At 65.4% G+C, this 17,856-nt stretch carries 20 protein-coding genes; 8 read left to right on the top strand and 12 right to left on the bottom strand.

Features of this window, described 5'->3' with window-relative positions; translation table 11 throughout:
- Positions 1-6: 6 nt before the first annotated feature.
- Positions 7-957, top strand: coding sequence for a DMT family transporter (locus tag ASD67_RS02815; protein WP_200937979.1), 951 nt, complete (start codon positions 7-9; stop codon positions 955-957).
- On the opposite strand, the gene ASD67_RS02810 is transcribed toward ASD67_RS02815, so the two are convergent.
- Both ASD67_RS02810 and ASD67_RS02805 read right to left on the bottom strand, forming a co-directional pair.
- The gene (locus ASD67_RS02810) at positions 954-1,568 is read right to left on the bottom strand and encodes a 2-hydroxychromene-2-carboxylate isomerase (RefSeq protein WP_056343060.1); all 615 of its coding nucleotides are present in this window, start codon (positions 1,566-1,568) and stop codon (positions 954-956) included. The genes ASD67_RS02815 and ASD67_RS02810 overlap by 4 nt on opposite strands.
- Positions 1,562-2,293 carry an SDR family oxidoreductase gene (locus ASD67_RS02805; RefSeq protein ID WP_056343057.1) on the bottom strand — a complete coding sequence of 244 codons (732 nt, stop codon included), beginning with the start codon at positions 2,291-2,293 and terminating at the stop codon, positions 1,562-1,564. The genes ASD67_RS02810 and ASD67_RS02805 overlap by 7 nt, the downstream gene beginning before the upstream one ends.
- A 188-nt stretch (positions 2,294-2,481) precedes the next feature.
- Here ASD67_RS02805 and ASD67_RS02800 point away from each other — a divergent pair, with 188 nt between their 5' ends.
- Positions 2,482-2,973, top strand: coding sequence for a winged helix-turn-helix transcriptional regulator (locus ASD67_RS02800; protein ID WP_056343055.1), 492 nt, complete (start codon positions 2,482-2,484; stop codon positions 2,971-2,973).
- 1 nt (position 2,974) lies between these two features.
- Here ASD67_RS02800 and clpS read toward each other — a convergent pair whose 3' ends face one another.
- From clpS to ASD67_RS02785, 3 genes are all read right to left on the bottom strand, one after another.
- Positions 2,975-3,301, bottom strand: coding sequence for an ATP-dependent Clp protease adapter ClpS (gene clpS, locus ASD67_RS02795; RefSeq protein WP_235535542.1), 327 nt, complete (start codon positions 3,299-3,301; stop codon positions 2,975-2,977).
- A 217-nt stretch (positions 3,302-3,518) separates the two neighbouring features.
- Positions 3,519-4,241: a phasin family protein gene (locus tag ASD67_RS02790; protein WP_056343047.1), complete on the bottom strand. Its 723-nt coding sequence runs from the start codon at positions 4,239-4,241 to the stop codon at positions 3,519-3,521.
- 122 nt (positions 4,242-4,363) lie between these two features.
- Positions 4,364-6,142, bottom strand: a complete 1,779-nt coding sequence (locus ASD67_RS02785) for a PHA/PHB synthase family protein (RefSeq protein WP_056343045.1) — start codon at positions 6,140-6,142, stop codon at positions 4,364-4,366.
- A 113-nt stretch (positions 6,143-6,255) separates the two neighbouring features.
- On the opposite strand from ASD67_RS02785, the gene ASD67_RS02780 reads away from it, so the two are divergent.
- On the top strand, positions 6,256-7,476 hold the full coding sequence (locus ASD67_RS02780; RefSeq protein WP_056343041.1) for an LL-diaminopimelate aminotransferase: 1,221 nt from the start codon (positions 6,256-6,258) through the stop codon (positions 7,474-7,476).
- Between the two features lie 61 nt (positions 7,477-7,537).
- On the top strand, positions 7,538-8,023 hold the full coding sequence (locus ASD67_RS02775) for a DUF2721 domain-containing protein (RefSeq protein ID WP_056343038.1): 486 nt from the start codon (positions 7,538-7,540) through the stop codon (positions 8,021-8,023).
- 86 nt (positions 8,024-8,109) lie between these two features.
- On the opposite strand, the gene ASD67_RS22880 is transcribed toward ASD67_RS02775, so the two are convergent.
- A complete protein-coding gene (locus ASD67_RS22880) occupies positions 8,110-8,286 on the bottom strand; it encodes a hypothetical protein (RefSeq protein ID WP_156377547.1) in 177 nt (58 codons plus the stop codon).
- A gap of 91 nt (positions 8,287-8,377) precedes the next feature.
- Positions 8,378-9,952 (bottom strand): amidase, encoded by a 1,575-nt coding sequence (locus ASD67_RS02770; protein WP_056343036.1) that lies wholly within the window; start codon positions 9,950-9,952, stop codon positions 8,378-8,380.
- Between the two features lie 113 nt (positions 9,953-10,065).
- Here ASD67_RS02770 and ASD67_RS02765 point away from each other — a divergent pair, with 113 nt between their 5' ends.
- Positions 10,066-11,382, top strand: coding sequence for a spinster family MFS transporter (locus ASD67_RS02765; RefSeq protein WP_056343033.1), 1,317 nt, complete (start codon positions 10,066-10,068; stop codon positions 11,380-11,382).
- 1 nt (position 11,383) lies between these two features.
- Here the strand turns inward: ASD67_RS02765 and ASD67_RS02760 are convergent, their stop codons facing one another.
- Entirely contained in the window at positions 11,384-11,974 is a 591-nt protein-coding gene (locus ASD67_RS02760; RefSeq protein WP_056343030.1) for an NADPH-dependent FMN reductase, read from the bottom strand.
- A gap of 8 nt (positions 11,975-11,982) precedes the next feature.
- A complete protein-coding gene (locus tag ASD67_RS02755) occupies positions 11,983-12,414 on the bottom strand; it encodes a L,D-transpeptidase family protein (protein WP_327197000.1) in 432 nt (143 codons plus the stop codon).
- Positions 12,415-12,572: 158 nt separating this feature from the next.
- Between ASD67_RS02755 and ASD67_RS02750 the strand changes: the two genes are divergently transcribed.
- On the top strand, positions 12,573-13,466 hold the full coding sequence (locus tag ASD67_RS02750) for a haloalkane dehalogenase (RefSeq protein ID WP_056343022.1): 894 nt from the start codon (positions 12,573-12,575) through the stop codon (positions 13,464-13,466).
- Here ASD67_RS02750 and ASD67_RS02745 read toward each other — a convergent pair.
- On the bottom strand, positions 13,456-14,745 hold the full coding sequence (locus ASD67_RS02745; protein ID WP_056343019.1) for an adenylosuccinate synthase: 1,290 nt from the start codon (positions 14,743-14,745) through the stop codon (positions 13,456-13,458). The two genes, ASD67_RS02750 and ASD67_RS02745, sit on opposite strands and share 11 nt — an antisense overlap.
- Before the next feature lie 153 nt (positions 14,746-14,898).
- Here ASD67_RS02745 and ASD67_RS02740 point away from each other — a divergent pair, with 153 nt between their 5' ends.
- Positions 14,899-15,840: an alpha/beta hydrolase gene (locus tag ASD67_RS02740; protein ID WP_056343417.1), complete on the top strand. Its 942-nt coding sequence runs from the start codon at positions 14,899-14,901 to the stop codon at positions 15,838-15,840.
- A 16-nt stretch (positions 15,841-15,856) separates the two neighbouring features.
- Here the strand turns inward: ASD67_RS02740 and ASD67_RS22875 are convergent, their stop codons facing one another.
- The gene (locus ASD67_RS22875; protein ID WP_156377546.1) at positions 15,857-15,991 is read right to left on the bottom strand and encodes an entericidin A/B family lipoprotein; all 135 of its coding nucleotides are present in this window, start codon (positions 15,989-15,991) and stop codon (positions 15,857-15,859) included.
- Between the two features lie 230 nt (positions 15,992-16,221).
- Here ASD67_RS22875 and ASD67_RS02735 point away from each other — a divergent pair, with 230 nt between their 5' ends.
- Positions 16,222-16,599, top strand: coding sequence for a DOPA 4,5-dioxygenase family protein (locus ASD67_RS02735; protein WP_056343017.1), 378 nt, complete (start codon positions 16,222-16,224; stop codon positions 16,597-16,599).
- 84 nt (positions 16,600-16,683) lie between these two features.
- Here the strand turns inward: ASD67_RS02735 and ASD67_RS02730 are convergent, their stop codons facing one another.
- Positions 16,684-17,796, bottom strand: coding sequence for an ATP phosphoribosyltransferase regulatory subunit (locus tag ASD67_RS02730; RefSeq protein ID WP_056343013.1), 1,113 nt, complete (start codon positions 17,794-17,796; stop codon positions 16,684-16,686).
- Positions 17,797-17,856 lie beyond the last annotated feature (60 nt).

The raw sequence follows: 17,856 nt of genomic DNA, 5'->3' as shown, positions 1-17,856 counted from the left end.
CGAAGCATGAGACGAGAACAGGGTCGCGCCGCCATGGTGAAGGAGAATGGGCCGGCTGCGGCCTTGTGGTCGCGGGCCTATCTGCTGCTGACGATGACGGCGCTGTTCTGGGCCGGCAATTCGATCGTCGGACGCGCCGCGCGCGACCTGGTGCCGCCCGCCGCGCTGTCCTTCTGGCGCTGGACGATCGCGCTCGCGCTGCTGTTGCCGCTCGCCTGGCCGCATCTGAAGCGCGATTGGCTCGCATTGCGGGCGCGTTGGCCGGTCATGCTGATCCTCGGCGCGCTGGGAATCGGTGCGTTCAACACCTTGCTCTATACCGGGCTGCAAACCACCACTGCGCTCAATTCGATGCTGATCCAGTCGGCGCAGCCGGCGTTGATCCTGATCGTCGGTGCGCTGGTGATGCGCGACCGGACGAGCGCCCGGCAGATCGCGGGTGTCGCGGTGTCGCTGGCGGGCGTCCTCATCATCATCGGACGCGGCGACCCCGGCCTGCTGCTCGCGTTAAGGCTGAATGGCGGCGACGCGATCATCGCCGTCGCGGTGCTGTTGTGGGCGCTTTATTCGGTGCTGCTCCGCCGTCGCCCGGCGGTGCATCCGCTCAGCTTTCTCGCCGCATCGATCATGGTCGGACTGATGGTAATCATGCCGGTCTATGCGACGGAAATCTGGTCGGGACGCCTGATCGTGCCGGCGACGGGCAGCGCCCTTGCGATCGCCTATGTGTCGATCTTTCCGTCGTTCCTGGCCTATCTTTTCTTCAACCGCAGCGTCGAACTGATCGGATCGGCGGCGACCGGGCAGTATATGAATATCATGCCGCTGATGGGGGCAGGGTTGGCGATGCTTTTTCTCGGCGAGGTGCTGCACCTGTTCCACATCGCGGGATTGGCGCTGATCGTCGCCGGGATTTTGGTCGCCGGGCGCCCGCCGCAGCCCGCCGCAGACGGTTAGCCCAGCGCTTCCTCGACCTGCGCCAGCCGGTCCTTGCCGAAGAACATCTCCTCTCCGACGAAAAAGGTCGGGATGCCGAACACCCCGCGCGCAACCGCGCTCTCGGTGTTTTGGGCGAGCTTCGCCTTGATCTCGGGTTCCTGCGTGCGCGTGAGCAGCGCGGGGCCGTCGAAGCCGTTGGCGGTGAGGAAGGCCGCGGCGACCTCCGGATCGTCCATTTTCAGCCCATCTTCCCACATCGCGCGATTCACCGCCTCGACATAATCGTCAAGGTTGCCGTCATCCTCCGCCACGATCGCGCCGCGCATGATGAGCAGGGTGTTGACCGGGAAATGCGGGTTGAGGCGGAATTTGGTCAGGCCATGCTTGTCGATGAAGCGCCGCATCTCAAGGTTTTCATAAGCCATCTTCGTGGGCGCGTCGGCGTATTGGATCATCGGTGCCTTGTTGCCGGTGGCCTTGAAGATACCGCCGAGCAGGCAGGGGGTGATGATCAGGTCGGCGCCGGTCCGGTCGAGCAGTTCGGGCAAGACTTTCAAGGTCAGATACGCGTTGGGGCTGCCGAAATCGAAGATGAGTTCCAATGTCTTTCGGGCGGTCTTGGTCACCATTTTTCTCCCCAGGGGCGGAGGTCGAGTTCGTGGGTCCAGGCGCTCCTGGGCTGCTTGTGGAGCATCACATAATTGGCCGCGATGGCGTCGGGGTTCAGGATCAGATCGGCGGCCTTGGCGTTGTCGAAATCGGGGTGGCGGCCCTTGATGAAATCGGTGTCGATCGCGCCGTCGATGATCGTGTGCGCGACGTGGATGCCCTGCGGCCCGAGTTCGCGCGCCATCGACTGGGCGAGCATGCGCAGCGCGCCCTTGGCGCCCGAAAAGGCGGAAAAGCCCGAACCGCCGCGCAGGCTCGCGGTCGCGCCGGTAAAGAGGATCGTGCCGCGGCCGCGCGGCGCCATGCGTTTCGCGGCCTCGCGGCCCATCAGGAAACCGCCGAGGCACGCCATTTCCCACACTTTGGTGTAAACGCGCACGCTGGTCTCGGCGATCGGGAAATTGACGTTGGCGCCGATGTTGAACACCGCGACCTCGACCGGCCCGACCTCGGCCTCGACTTGGTCGAACAGCGCGACCATGTCGTTTTCTTCGCGGGCGTCGCCAGGGAAGGCGCGCGCCTGCTGGCCCGCATCGCGGATCGACGCGGCCAGCGCTTCGAGCTGGTCGGCGTTGCGCGCGCGGCGGTTGATGCAGGCGGTCAGGCCTTCGGCGGCAAAGGCGCGCGCAATCGCGCCGCCGGTGGCGTCACCGGCTCCGATAATGACGGCGGCTGGGTTAGGCATGCGACTCTCCTCTTGCCGCGCACCGTAACTATGATAATCATAGTGACAAGTGATTTTTCCACGAAGGGTGGCAATTGTACTGCGACAAAAACCGCGTCATTGCGAGCGAAGCGAAGCCATCCAGAGCCTGCGTAAACCGCTCTGGATGGCTTCGCTTCGCTCGCAATGACGAGTAGGGAGGACGATAGATGCCCAGACGCGCGGATCTTTCGGACACTTTCTGCCCCGTCGGGCGCTCGGCGGAGTTGCTCGGCGACCGTGCGGTGCTGCTGATCCTGCGCGACCTGTTCTTCGGGCGGCGGCGGTTCGAAGCGATCGTGGCGAACACCGGACTCGGCCCGCAGCTTGTGTCCGCGCGGCTCAAGCTGCTGGAAAAGGAAGGCGTGGTCGAACGCCATGCCTATCAGGACAAGCCGCCGCGCCACGAATATCGGCTGACCGACAAGGGCAAGGACCTGTTTGGCGTGCTTTATGCGATGCGTGGCTGGGCCGAGCGTTGGGCCTATGCGGATGGCGAGACCGGCGACGGCCCGGCGATGCGCTATACCCACCGCGCGTGCGGCACCGATGTCGGGACGGCGACGGTCTGCCCGGGGTGCGGCGCGGCGCTGGGCTATGGCGACTTGAAGGGCGAGCCGTCGCCGGCGCTGAAGGCCGAACAGGCGCGGCGGACGGGTTAGCTCAGGCCTTTTCCAGCGTGCATTGCAGCGGGTGCTGGTTCTGCCGCGCGGCGTCCATCACCTGATTGACCTTGGTCTCGGCGACCTCATAGCTGAACACGCCGCAGACGCCGACGCCCTGCTGGTGGACGTGGAGCATCACCTGGGTCGCCTGTTCGATGTCCATGTTGAAGAAGCGCTGGAGCACCATCACGACGAATTCCATCGGGGTATAGTCGTCGTTGAGCAGCAGCACCTTGTACATTGAGGGTTTTTTGGCCTTCGCGCGGGTGCGTGTCGCGATGCCGACGCCCGGCGGGCCGGGCGTGCCATCGTCCTTGTCCGCCATGGCGCGGATAGGGGAGAGAGTCTGAACTGGAAGCATTGTCACCGGAATATCGCACGCCGCGATGGAATCGCAAGGGGGAGGGGCATCATTAACCCCTTTTGTGAGAACCCCGAAAGCAAGAACCGCCCGCAACCCGAAGGATGCGAGCGGTCTTGGTTTGTCGGCGCAGGCTGGGAGGAGGGGAGAGACGCCCGCGCCAACGGGAAGAGGAAAGCCCTTAGGCGGCCTTCATCTTCGAGGTGATGACCGACACGCGGTTCGAAATCGGCGCGAAGCTGTCGTTCGCCATCTTGACGACGAGTTCGCTGGTCTTTGAGGTCTGCGCGACAGCGGCGTCGAACGCCTTCTTGCTGTTTTCGGCATAGAGCTTGAAGAATTCGGTCGGCGACTTGACGGCGGTGTAGCCCTTCAGCGCGGCGGTCGTGTCTTCAAAGCTCTTGCGAGCGAAGGTCACGCCTTCCTGGCTGAGGACTTCGGCGTTCTTCGCGGCGATCTTGCCGGCTTCGACGAGGGCTTCGAGGTTCGCCTTGTTGAACTCGACGGCTTCCTTGGCCTTCGCGTTGAAATCGGCGGTCAGCGCTTCGGCGCGGGTCTTCGCTTCGTCGGCGAACTTCTTGACGGTGTCGTTCATGGTCTTGAATCCTTTGGTGGCGGCAGCGACCGGCTTCGGTGCGGCCTTCAGGGGCTTGGGGGCAATGGTCTTGACGACCGCCTTCTTGGGGGCGGTCTTTTTGGCGACGGCCTTGGGGGCCGCGGCCTTCTTGGCGACCGGCTTGGCTTTTGCCTTCACCGTCGCGGTTTTTACGGGTGCCGGAGCGGCCTTTGCCACTGCCGGGGCAGCGGTTTCGACCGGAGCGACCGGAGTCACCGCCGGCGTGGCGGGGGTTTCCAGCGTCGCGGCTTCGAAAGCCTTTTCGGCACTATCCATCTTGGTAGCCATCGGGGTAACTCCTTTATGTTGCAGTGCACAATATAGGAGTGGCGTGGCGATTTCAAGGATATTTTTGTGCACTGCACAAAAATTGTTGCTCGCGGCCTTATTGGCCCTTTGTTTCCCCGATTTTACCGCTGCTTGACGTAGCGGCCGGGGGCATCCTCGATCGCCTTCTTAGCACCTTTTCCGGGAATGCGCGAACCCTTAACGGCGGTTTTTGCGCTATCCTGTGTGGCAATCCAGTCGATCCAGTGCGGCCACCAGCTGCCTTTGGTCTCGTGCGCGCTGGCGACATAGTCGTCGAGTGTGGCGGCGTCGCTGTCGCCGACCCAATATTGATATTTGCCCGCGGCCGGCGGGTTGACGACCCCGGCGATATGGCCCGAACCGGCGAGCAGGAAGGTCTTGCGGCCCGACAGATGGTCCATCAGTCGCCAGACGCTGGCGAGCGGCGCGATATGATCCTCGCGCCCCGCCTGGATATAGGCGGGGGTCTTGATCTTCTTGAGGTCGAGCGGGGTGCCGCACACCGACAGGCTGTTCGGGATCACCATCCGGTTGTCGCGATAGAGGTCGACCAGATATTGGCGGTGCCACTTCGCGGGCAGGTTGGTGGTGTCGCCGTTCCAATACAGCAGGTCGAAGGGCGGATAGTCGTTGCCGAGCAGATAATTGCTGACGACATAGTTCCAGATCAGGTCGCGCCCGCGCAAGCTGTTGAAGGTCGCGGCCATATAGCGGCCGTCGAGAAAGCCCGGCGCCGACAGTTGTTCGAGCAGCCCCAGATAGCTGTCGTCGACGAACATCTTGAGGTCGCCGGCGAATTCGAAATCGATCTGCGCGGTGAAGAAGGTCACCGACTTGACCCGGTCGGCCTCTTGCCTGGCGGACAGCATCGCGAGCGTCGCGGCAAGCGTCGTGCCGGCGACGCAATAGCCGATCGTGTGGACCGCGGGGACGCCCAGCAAGTCGCGTACCGTGTCGATCGCATCGACCTGCGCCGCGATATAATCGTCCCAGACCACGTCCTTCATCGACGCGTCGGCCGATTTCCATGACACCATGAACACCGACAGCCCCTGCTCGACCGCCCAGCGCACGAAGCTTTTCGCGGGGTTCAGGTCGAGGATGTAAAAGCGGTTGATCCACGGCGGGAAGATCAGCAGCGGGACGGTGAAGACGTCCTTGGTCGTCGGCGCATAATGGATGAGCTGATAGAGATCGGTCTCATGGATCACCTTGCCCGGCGTCGTCGCGATATTCACCCCGACCTCGAACGCGTCGGGGTCGACATGGCTCAATTGCCCGCGCGACAGGTCGGTGAGCATGTGCTTGAGTCCCTTGAGCAGGCTTTCGCCGCGCGTCTCGACCGCGCGCTTGATCACTTCGGGGTTGGTGAGCGCGAGGTTCGACGGCGAAAAGGCGTCGGCCATGCCCTTGGCGGCGAATTCCATCTTCTTGCGCGCATTCTCGTCGAGACCCGACATCTGGCGCGTCGTCGCCAGCAACTGGTCGGAAAGCAGGCCATAGGTCTGGCGGATCAGCGCGAAGGCGGGGTTCTCGGTCCATTCGGGATCGGCGAAGCGCTTGTCCTTCGGCACTTCGGCAGGCGCGTCGGGAGTGAAGCCCGGGGTCAGCGTCGCCAGCGAGGTCCAGAAGGCGACCCCCTGTTCCCACATTTTTGCCGACTGCTCGGCCCAGGCCTGCGTCGCGGGATTGTTCAGCCAGCCCGCGGGATCGAACATCGCGGCGGCACCGGCCTTGCCCTCGTTCGCCTGTCCCATCGCGTAATCGAGCATCATCTGCTGTGCCCGGCCCATGACGCTGGTCCAATGCTGCAGGTCGTCGGGTGCGGGCATGAAGGGGTTTGGCGTTTCCGATGTGCCGTCTTTGCCCGTGTCGCTCATGCTGGTTCCTGCTGGTCTGTCCGGAGATTATGCCTATAACAAGCCGCGGCGCGGCTGGCGAGCGGCCGTTCGCGCTTATTACCGATAACGAAAAGGAGTTGTTCTAGTTTCCCATGTCCGAAGATGAATTCTATCGCATCAAGCGCCTGCCGCCCTATGTCATCGCCGAAGTCAATGCGATGCGTGCGGCCGCCCGCGCCTCGGGCGAAGACATCATCGACCTGGGAATGGGCAACCCCGACCTGCCGCCGCCGCAGCATGTGATCGACAAGCTCTGCGAAGTGGCGATGAAGCCCGACGCGCATGGTTATTCGCAATCGAAGGGCATTCCGGGGCTGCGCCGCGCGCAGGCCAATTATTATGCGCGCCGCTTCAACGTCGAGCTCGATCCCGAAAGCGAGGTCGTGGTGACAATGGGATCGAAGGAGGGACTCGCGAGTCTCGCGACCGCGATCACCGGTCCCGGCGACGTCGTGCTGGCGCCGAATCCCAGCTACCCGATCCACACCTTCGGCTTCATCATCGCCGGCGCGACGATCCGCAGCGTGCCGACGACCCCCGACGAAAATTACTGGCGCGCCCTCGACCGCGCGATGGCCTTCACCGTGCCGCGCCCGTCGATCCTGGTGGTCAATTATCCGTCGAACCCGACCGCCGAGGCGGTCGACCTCGCTTTCTACGAACGGCTCGTCGCCTGGGCGAAGGAGAATAAGGTCTGGGTGCTCAGCGACCTTGCCTATTCGGAGCTTTATTACGATGGCAATCCGACCCCCTCGATCCTGCAGGTGCCGGGCGCGAAAGATGTCGCGGTCGAATTCACCTCGATGTCGAAAACCTATTCGATGGCGGGGTGGCGCATGGGCTTCGCGGTCGGCAACAAACGGCTGATCGCGGCGATGACGCGGGTGAAATCCTATCTCGACTATGGTGCCTTCACCCCGATCCAGGCCGCCGCGTGCGCGGCCTTGAACGGGCCGCAGGATATCGTCGCCAGGAACCGCGAGCTGTACCAGAAGCGCCGCGACGTGATGGTCGACAGCTTCGGTCGCGCCGGCTGGGACATCCCGAGCCCCAAGGCGTCGATGTTCGCCTGGGCGCCGCTGCCGCCCGCGCTGAAGGAAATGGGCAGCCTTGAATTTTCGAAGCAGCTGCTCACCCATGCCAAGGTCGCGGTCGCGCCCGGCGTCGGTTATGGCGAGGACGGCGAAGGCTTCGTGCGCATCGCGATGGTCGAGAATGAGCAGCGCATCCGTCAGGCGGCGCGCAATGTGCGCAAGTTCCTCCAGATGCACGGCGTCAACACGCCATCGGTCGCGGCGGGCAGCGAGGGATGATGGCGAACCGGCGGGGTGCGATAAATAGGGACAGTCCCTATTTATCGGCGAGGCCGGGTTGATGGCGGCCGCAGGCCTCGGGGCCATTGCGGAAATCATCCAGATCTCGGTCACGCCGGTGTTCCTGCTGGTAGCGACCGGCGGCCTGCTCAACGTCTTCACCGGGCGGTTGGCGCGCGTCGTCGACCGGTCGCGCGTGCTGATCGAGCAATGGGGCGAGACCCAGGGCGCGGAGCATGAGCGGGTCGTCGCCGAGCTGCGCGTCGTCGACCGGCGGATGGACATCATCAACAATTCGATCGCCGCGGCGGTCGCGTGCGGGATCGTCGTTTGCCTGCTGGTGGCGCTGCTGTTCGCGCAGGCTTTCGTCGGCTTCAACCTCGGCGCCGCGGCGGCGTGGGTGTTCGCGCTGGCGATGCTGTTGCTGCTCGCCTCGCTCGTCCTCTTCCTGGTCGAGGTCAGGCTTGCGACGCGGACGATCCATGTCCCGCTCGAACTGCTCGAGCTGGAGGAGATGGGCTGGCGGAAGCGACAGGGGCGGCGTTAGGGCATCGGATCATCGCGATCCGCGTTTGTTACCGGCGTTGGCTTTGGCGTAGAAAGCGGACATTTGCCAGCGGCGACAGCTAGGCCTCAATATGTCCATATCTTTGGTTTACGAAGAATCCGGGCGATGGCTGCCGTCACAATCAAGGCTGCGCCAAATCTCAGCACCCAGTCGATCTCGAAAAAATCCAATCCAGCATAAGTCGCAAAACCAATTACGGTGGCGGTTTCAGTTGCGTGCTTGCGAAAAATCCTGGGTATCATCTGCTCAAAAATAAATTCATCGAGACCGGATGTCCAGCTCGAAGCCCTGTGCGCTAAAGTGTCGATGAGCGGCCATCAGGTCTTCGGACAATCAGGGGCCGACACGCGTGCGGAAGGTCGGCATGACGCGTTTCTTGCTCGCCTGCTCATAGGCATAACCTGCGGCAAGCACATCGGCATCGCTCCACTTCGCACCGATGAAGCTGACACCGATCGGCAGGCCCTCGACCGCGCCCATCGGGACGGTCAGGTGCGGATAGCCGGCGACGGCGGGAAGCTGACTGACGCTCGGGCCGCTATAATGATCGCCGTTGACTAGGTCGCTGGTCCAGGCGGGCCCGTTGGTGACGCCGACGAGCAGGTCGACGCCCTTGTCCTTCAACAATTTGTCGATCCCCTCGGGACCCGCAAGCCGCGCCGCCTTGGACATGGCTTCGACATAGGCGGGGCTGTCGAGCCCGCCCTTGCTTTCGGCCAGTTCGAACAGCGACTGGTCGAACCATTTGAGTTCGGCGGGGTGCGCCTTGTTGAATGCGATCAGGTCGGCGAGCGTCTTCGGCCCGTCCTTGCCGGGCAGGCCCGCGAGATAGGCCGCCATGTCGGCCTTAAGCTCGGTCATCAGCACCTCGAACTCGGCGGCGCCCAGTTCCTCCAGTCCTTTGCGGCTGTCGTCGATCTCGACGATCGTCGCGCCGAGGTCCGCCATCTGTTTTAGCGCCGCGCCGAACAGCGCGGCGACGTCGGCCCGGTCTCCGATGCGGTCGCGCAGCACGCCGATGCGCTTGCCCTTCAGCGCGTCGGGCGAGAGCGCGGCGGCATAGTCGGTCTTGCGCGCATCGGCCTCGGCGGTCGCGGGATCGGCGGGGTCGCTACCCGCGATGACGGTCATCACCGCGGCGGCGTCCCGGACGGTGAGGGTGATCGGGCCGGCGGTGTCCTGGCTGTGGCTGATCGGCACGATATGGGTGCGGCTGACAAGGCCGACGGTCGGTTTGAAGCCGACGACGCCATTAACCCCGGCGGGGCAGGTGATCGACCCGTCGGTTTCGGTGCCGATGGCGAGCGGCGCGAGGCTGGCGGCGACCGCGGCGGCGCTGCCCGACGACGAGCCGCATGTGTTGCGGTCGAGCGCGTGGGGGTTTTTGGTGAGTTCGCCGACCGCGCTCCAGCCGCTGGTCGAATTGTTCGACCGGATGTTCGCCCATTCGCTGAGGTTGGTCTTGCCAATGATGACTGCGCCGGCATCGCGCAGGCGCGCCACGATCGGCGCGTCGCGGTTCGTGATATTGTCCTTCAGCGCGAGCGAGCCGGCGGTCGTCGGCACCGGCCCCTTCGCCTCGATATTGTCCTTGAGCAGGATCGGGATGCCGTGGAGCGGGCCGCGTTTTTTCTCCGCCTCGCGTTCTTTCCACAGCCGGGTCGCCTCGCTCTGCGCGTCGGGGAAAGTGGCGATGACGGCGTTCAGCTTCGGCCCGTAGTCGTCGACCTTCAAAATGCGGTCGAGATAGAGGGTGGTGAGCAGTTCGTCGTACATCGACCCACTCTCCATCTCGGCCTGGAGCGTCGCGGCGTCCTTGCCCTCGACGGGCGGCAACGGCGGCGGCATCGCGGCGGCGGGAGCGACGGCGAGCAGGGCGGTGGCGACGAGCAGCGAAATTTTTTGCATGGGCGCGAAGCTGCCAGCCGTAGCGGCAATTGCAAGCGGCGAATTTCGGCGCGCCGCAACGGCGTTGACACCTGGGTGTCCGGTCTGCTCCCATGGCGCTACGGGAGATAAGAATGAACCAGAAAGCTGCCCTTGCCGGGAGCATCGGGTCGCCGCCCACCGCAGGCGTGTCCGCGCAGACGCGGACGATGCTGTGGGTGCTGCTGATCGTCTATATCTTCAATTTCCTCGACCGGCAGATCGTCAACATCCTCGCCGAGCCGATCAAGGCCGACCTCGGGCTGAGCGATACCCAGCTCGGACTGCTCGCGGGGCCGGCGTTCGCGGTTTTTTATGCGCTGCTCGGCATCCCGATCGCGCGCTATGCCGACAAGGACGGCACCAACCGGGTGCGGCTGATCGCGCTCGCGCTCGCCGTCTGGTCGGCGATGACCGCGGCGTGCGGGCTCGCGCAGAATTTTGTCCAGTTGCTGTTCGCGCGGATCGGGGTCGGGGTTGGCGAGGCGGGCTGCACCCCCGCCGCACACTCGCTGATTTCGGACAGCGTGCCTGCCGAGAAACGCTCGTCGGCGATCGCCTTTTACGGGCTGGGCGTGCCGATCGGTTCGCTGCTCGGGCTGATTATCGGGGGCATCGTCAACGATCTCTATGGCTGGCGGATCGCGCTGATGCTCGTCGGCGCACCGGGTTTGCTGCTCGCATTGATCGTATTGTTCGTCATGCGCGAGCCGCGCCACAGCCGCACTGCCGAAGCCGCGGCGAGCGCGGCGGCGGTGGTGCCGCTGTCGACCCGCGAGGCGATGCGCGAAATCTTCGCTTCGCGCGCTTTCGTCTACATATTGATCGCATCGTCGGTCGTCGCCTTCCTCGGTTATGGCAAGGCGTTGTGGACGATCAGCTTCTTCATCCGCAGCCACGGACTGTCGACGACCGAGGCGGGGCTGTCGATGGCGGTCGTGCTCGGGCTCGCGGGGGTGCTCGGCACCTGGCTCGGTGGCAAGATGGCCGACAAGTTCGGCCCGCGCGACAAGAAGCATATCCTGACCTTCCCCGCCTATGGCATGGCGCTCGCGGCGCCGGTGCTGTTCCTCGGCTATTATATGGAGGATTGGCGCGTCGCGGTGGCGTTGCTGATCGTCCCGACGATCCTCAATTCGGCCTATTACGGTCCTGCCTATGGCTGCGTGCAGGGGCTGGTCCGGCCGCAGGCGCGCGCGGTCGCGGCGTCGATCATGCTATTCGGGCAGAATCTGATCGGGCTGGGTTTCGGGCCGTTCCTGTTCGGGGTGCTGTCGGACATGCTGGCACCGACCTATGGTCAGGAAAGCGTGCGGTACGTCCTCTATGGCGCGGCGTGGCTCGGGCTGATCCCAGCCTTCTTCTTCTGGCGTGCCAGCCTGCGGCTGAAGGCCGAGCTGAAGTCGGGTTAGGTCAATAGGGCGGCGCCTGGCGCGCCCGCTGCGCCCGCGCCGCGTCGATCCACCAATTGAGGTCGTCGGCGAAGCGCGGGAAGCTTTTTGCCAGCCGCGCGCCGTCGTCGCCCGCCGGCTGGCCGTCGGCATCGAAGGCGCCGCCGATCCGCCCGACCGGCAGGATCGACGAGATCACCGCCATTCCCATTTCGCCCAGCGTGTCGCGCCAGCCCATCATCGCGCGCACCCCCGACCAGGGGCCGGCCGAATAGCAGGCGATCGCGGCGGGGCGCCAGAACCATTCCTCGAGATAATGATCGGCGAGATTCTTGAGGCCGGGTTGCGGTCCCCAATTATATTCGCCGGTGACGAACAGGAAGCCGTCGGCGGCGCGGATCTTGCCCGCGAGTTCCGCCATCGCGGGCGGCGCCTCGCCCTCCGGATATTCCTTATACATGCGGTCGAGCATGGGGAGGTCGACCGCCTTGGCGTCGATCAGTTCGGCGCTGTCGCCGCGTGCCGCGATCGCTTCGACCAGCCAGTGGGCGAGCTTGATCCCCTGCCGGTCGCGGCGGTAGCTGCCGTAGAAGACGAGAATGTTGCGGGACATGGAAGCTCCTAGGGGCGAATGGTGATCAAGGTGCCGTCGGGAACCAGGTCCCACAGCTGCTCTATTTCACCGTTCGACAGCGCGATACAGCCGTCGGTCCAGTCGGTCGTGAGCGGCGGACCGGGCCAGCGATTGGGCTGGCCGTGGATGAAGATATCGCCCCCCGGCGAGCGCCCTTGCGCCTTCGCATAAGCGCGATCAGCGGCATTGGGATAGGAGATGCGCAGCGACAGGTGATAGGCGCTCTTCGCGTTGCGGTCGTCGATCCTGTAATCGCCCTCGGGCGTGCGCTCGTCGCCCTCGAACTGCTTATGCCCCTCGGGCGCGTCGCCGAAGCGGATATTGGTGTAACGCGCGATCTCGCGGTTGCCGGCAAAGGCGATCAGGGTGCGGTCACTCTTGTCGATCAGCAGGCGGTCGGCCTTCGCGTTCTGGGGCATTTGCGGCGGCTGCGACGCGGCGGATCCGCAGGCCGAGATGAGCAGGCACACGAGGGGGAGGGCGGAGCGCATCGTTCGACCCTACGCCTTTGGCGGTCTCCGGCAAGTGGTTGTCAGCGCGGCCTCCCAAGCTAAGGTGGCGGCGGGGGGATTGGAGCATGACCATATATCGCACGCCGGACGCGCGCTTCGCCGCGCTACCCGACTGGCCCTATGCGCCGAAATATTTGGAGATAGACGGCGGGTTGCGCGTGCATCATGTCGACGAGGGGGCAGCGGATGCGCAGCCCGTGCTGATGCTGCACGGCGAACCGACCTGGGCCTATCTCTATCGCAAGATGATCGGGCCGGCGGTCGACGCGGGCTTTCGCGTGTTGGCACCCGACCTGATCGGTTTCGGTCGGTCGGACAAGCCGCTGGATGCCGGTGCCTACAGCTATGCACAGCAGGTCGCGTGGATGCGCCAGTGGATCGAGGAGCTCGACCTCAAGAACATGATCCTCGCCTGTCAGGACTGGGGTTCGCTGATCGGGTTGCGGCTGGTGGCGGAGATGCCCGATCGCTTCGCTGGGGTCGCGCTGTCTAACGGTGGCCTGCCCGAGGGCCAGCCGGCGCCGCGCGCCTTCGCCATCTGGCGCGCTTTCTCGCGCTACAGTCCGGTGTTTCCGGTCGGGCGGATCGTCAATGCCGGAGCGAAACGGCAGCTGACGCCCGAAGAAATCGCCGCCTATGACGCGCCCTTTCCGACCCGCGCGTCAAAGGTCGCGGCGCGCATCTTTCCGTCCTTCGTGCCGCTCGGTGACAATGTCGCCGTACCCGACCAGAAACGCGCATGGGCGGCGCTCGAGCGCTTCGACAAGCCCTTCCTCTGCTGCTTCGCCAACAGCGACCCGATCACGCGCGGCGGCGACGCGCTGTTCATCGAGCGCGTGCCGGGCGCACACGGCATGGCGCATCGCGCGCTGCACGGTGGACATTTCATTCAGGAGAATGACCCCGACGGCTTCGTCGCCGCGATCCGCGACGTTGCAGCTGCGGGGATCAGTCGCTGAACGGATCGCGGATCAGGATCGTGTCTTCGCGTTCGGGGCTGGTCGATACCAATGCGATCGGGGTCTCGATCAGTTCCTGGACGCGCTGGACATATTTGATCGCCTGCGCGGGCAGGTCGGCATAGCTGCGCGCGCCCGCGGTCGTTTCGTGCCAGCCGTCCATTTCCTCGTATATCGGCTCGACCTCGGCCTGGTCTGCCGAATGGGCGGGGAAATAGTCGAGGATCTTGCCGCGCAGCCGATAGCCGGTGCAGATGCGGATGGTGTCGAAGCCGTCGAGCACGTCCAACTTAGTGAGCGCGATACCGGTGACGCCCGAGACGGCGCAGCTCTGGCGCACAAGCACCGCGTCGAACCAGCCGCAACGACGCTTGCGTCCGGTGACGGTGCCGAATTCATGCCCGCGCTCGCCGAGCTTCTGGCCGGTCGCATCTTCGAGTTCTGTCGGGAAGGGGCCGCTGCCGACGCGCGTCGTATAGGCCTTGGCGATGCCGAGGACGAAGCCGACCGACGAGGGGCCTAGGCCCGAGCCCGACGCCGCGGTGCCGCTGACGGTATTCGAGCTGGTGACGAAGGGATAGGTGCCATGATCGACGTCGAGCAGCACGCCCTGCGCGCCCTCGAACAGGATGCGCGCGCCGGCCTTGCGGACCTTCTTCAGGCGCTTCCACACCGGCTGCGCATATTCGAGCACATAGTCGGCGATTTCGGTGAGGTCGGCGATGAGGCGATCGCGGTCGATCGGCGGTTCGCCGAAGCCGGCGCGCAGCGCGTCATGGTGCGCGGTCAGGCGGTCGAGCTGCGGATCGAGCTTGTCGAGGTGCGCGAGGTCACAGACGCGGATCGCACGGCGGCCGACCTTGTCCTCATAGGCAGGGCCGATGCCGCGCCCGGTGGTGCCGATCTTGCCCGCGCCCGCGGCGGTCTCGCGCAGCGCGTCGAGGTCGCGGTGGAAGGGCAGGATCAGCGCGCAATTGTCGGCGATCGCGAAATTCTCGGGATTGATCGCGACGCCCTGGCCGCGCAGCTTGGTGATCTCGTCGCGCAGCGCCCACGGGTCGAGGACGACGCCATTGCCGATGATCGACAGCGTGCCGGTGACGATTCCCGACGGGAGCAAGGAGAGCTTGTAGACCTGCTCGCCGACGACGAGCGTATGGCCGGCGTTGTGCCCACCCTGGAACCGGACCACGGCGTCGGCGCGGCTGGCGAGCCAGTCGACGATCTTGCCCTTGCCCTCGTCGCCCCATTGCGACCCGATGACGGTGACATTTGCCATGATGCTGTCCTGCTGAACTGGGGCCTCGAAACGACCAGCGCCGGCCCGGCGCGGGCTTAGCGGATTTGGCCGCAGAGGCAAGCTTGGTGGGACGGATTTGCGACATTTGCGGGCTAGATATGCTGGCGCCAGGGAAAGCGGAGATTGCAGGCGATGCGAAAACAGCGGTTGATCACAGGCGCGGCGCTCGCGGCGCTCGCGGCGTTCGTCGCGGCAAGCCTGATCGTCCCGGGCCCCTTTGCGGAGGCGCGCGAGCGGCTGCGCGACCGGATCGCGCAGCGAATGGGTGCCGACGAGGGGCCGAAGGCGCCGGGCAGCGAGACGATTTTCTATGGCCGCGATCCGCTCCAGTCGCTCGACGTCTGGCGTGCGAAAGACGTGAAGGGGCCGGTGCCGCTGGTCGTCTTTGTCCATGGCGGCGGGTGGAAGCGCGGCAGCAAGGACAATGCGACGGGGCGCTTCAAGGCAGACCATTATCCGGGTGAGGGCTATGCCTTTGCGTCGATCGATTACCGGCTGGTTCCGGACTCGCCGGTCGAACAGCAGGCCGAGGATGTCGCGATGGCGGTGAAGGCCTTGATCCGCGATGCCGACCGACTGGGGATCGACCGGCGGCGCATCGTGCTGATGGGGCATAGCGCGGGCGCGCATCTGGTGGCGCTGGTCGGCACCGATGAGCAATATCTGAAGAGCGTCGGCCTTTCTTTCGCCGATATCGCGGGGGTGATCCCGATCGACGGCGCGGCCTATGACGTGCCGGCGCAGATAAAGGACGGACCGCCGATCATGCAGGCGACCTATAAGCAGGCGTTCGGGAGCGATCCGGCGCGGCAGGCGAAGCTATCGCCGACGCTCAACGCTGCGGTGCCCAACGCCCCGGCCTTCCTGCTGCTCTACGTCCAGCGGCCCGACGGGGTGCGCCAAGCCAAAGCGCTAGGCGCCGCGCTCGAGGCGGGCGGGAGCAAGGTCGAGCATGGCAGCTTTCCCGGCGAGGGATTGCAGGGCCATGCCGAGATCAACCGGCGACTGGGCGACCCGAGTTACGCGCCGACGACGGCGGTCGACGCATGGTTGAAGCGGGTGTTTGCGCGATAGCGTCTAACGCCGCTGTCTAGCAATTGCCCTTCACGCCATCGGCACAGTCGCCGACCGATTCGACATCCTTCCCTGCGCCTTGAACCGTGTTGCAAGCAGACAGGACCAAGATCGAGCTGCCGATTACGAAAATTTTCAGAAGCTTTTTCATTTTCTCTCTCCGACGACGAGGGCGACCCACCCTCGATTCATTTTCGGTATTTCGACAACATCCGCTCGCGACGATCGTTGCGCGGCATCAGCGTCACGCTGGCCGAAGCGTTCGAAATGATCGTCAGGCTGGGGAGGAACCCGGGCTTGACCCGCGGCCAGCCTTCTCGTTCAAGGCAGGCAGGCCCCGGATCAAGTCCGGGGTGACGTGACCCGGAAAGCGATGCCCCTATGACCGACCCCGCCGCCCCCTATCACGCGCATATCTATTATGACGCCGCCGAACGTCCTGCGGCTGCAGCGCTGCGTGACGATTTCGACCGCGATCCGGCGATCCTGTTCGTCGGGTCGATGACCGAGGGCGGGGTGGGGCCGCATCCGATCGCGCAATATGAGGTGCATTTTGTGGGGAGCGCGGTGCCGGCGGTGGTTGCTGCGATTGAGGCGACGGGGCTGCGCGCGCTGGTGCATCCGCTCACCGACGACGATCTCGCCGACCATACGACGCTTGCGCACTGGATCGGCGAGCCGGTCGAACTCGATGTGACGGTGCTGGACCCGCCGGGGGTCAATCAGGGTGTGCCGCGCTTCGGCAAGGCCGATTTCTAATTGATGTTCCCCGGCGAAGGCCGGGGCCCAGATGCTGTGCGCAACCGATCAATCGGCCCCGGCTTTCGCCGGGGAGCGTGAAGGTCAGGCCGCGACGGGACCGTCGGCGCTGAGGCGCCAGCCGCACCCCAGCGCGCGGGCGTCGTCGCCGTCGGACAGCGCCGCCACCGTCTGCCAGTCGTCGGCGCGCAGGCTCGCGGCGAGCGCGGGATCGTGCCCCAGCGGCAGGAAGATGCGGCGGTCGGCGTCGTCCTCGGCGCCGAGGCCGTCGTCGATCAGCGGATCGGGATAGAGCGAGAAGCCGACCGCCGATTCTTCATGATCCTCGCCGACCGGGATCGCATAGCCGCCGCCGCGGCCGATCGCGTCGCCCTGGCCGGGGACGAAGATCTGGAAACCGAACCAGCTTTGATAGGCGAAACCGTGACGCTCGGTCGGGTCGAGGGTCAGCGACACGCGGTCGCGGATCGGTGCGGCGATTTCTTCCAGCGCGTCGATGCGGCTGGCAAGCACCCCGGCACTGTCGAAGGCGCGCAGGTCGGCGATCGCCTGGTCGAAAGGACCGGTGGCGCGGAGCAGAGGCAGATAGGCCGAAGCACCGATGCGGACGAGCGCGCCGGCATCCTTGGCGTCGAGTTCATCGCGCAAGGCATCGCGGCTGGCCGCGACCGGAAGCGAGGCGGCGAGCAGGTCGACGACGTCGGGCAGGGTGAAGTCGATGGTGACGGGGCCGATGCCCGCGGCGTCGAGTGCGTCGATCGCGACGGTGACGATCTCGCGCGCCGCGGCGACGCTGTCGCTGCCGATCAGCTCGGCGCCGACCTGCAGCATTTCGCGCGCCGGGCGAAGCTGGCTGGCGCGCAGCTTGACGACCTGCCCGGCGTAGCAAAGCCGCAGCGGCCGCGGAGCGCTCGCGAGCAAAGAGGTGGCGATGCGCCCGACCTGGCGGGTGATGTCGGGGCGTAGCGCGAGGGTGCGCTGCGATACCGGATCGGTGAAGCGGAGCAGGTCGCGCGATGCGCGCTCGTCGTCGCCGCCGAGCGTCTCGCGGAACTCGGCGAGCGGGGGCGCGACGCGACCATAGCCGTGCGCGCGCATCGCATCGACGAGCGCGCGAGTGACGCGCGACGCCGCCTCGGCCTGTTGCGGCAGGCGGTCGCGCAGGCCTTCGGGCAGCAGGGCGGGGGCTTTGGGCATCGGAGCGGCCTTAGGCTGGTCGCGACCGGAGTCAACGATCCGGTGCGATTCGTCCGCGTC

It is taken from the genome of Sphingopyxis sp. Root1497 (genome assembly GCF_001427085.1).
Classification (GTDB): Bacteria; Pseudomonadota; Alphaproteobacteria; order Sphingomonadales; family Sphingomonadaceae; genus Sphingopyxis.
This window is presented reverse-complemented; position numbering and strand designations above follow the sequence as displayed.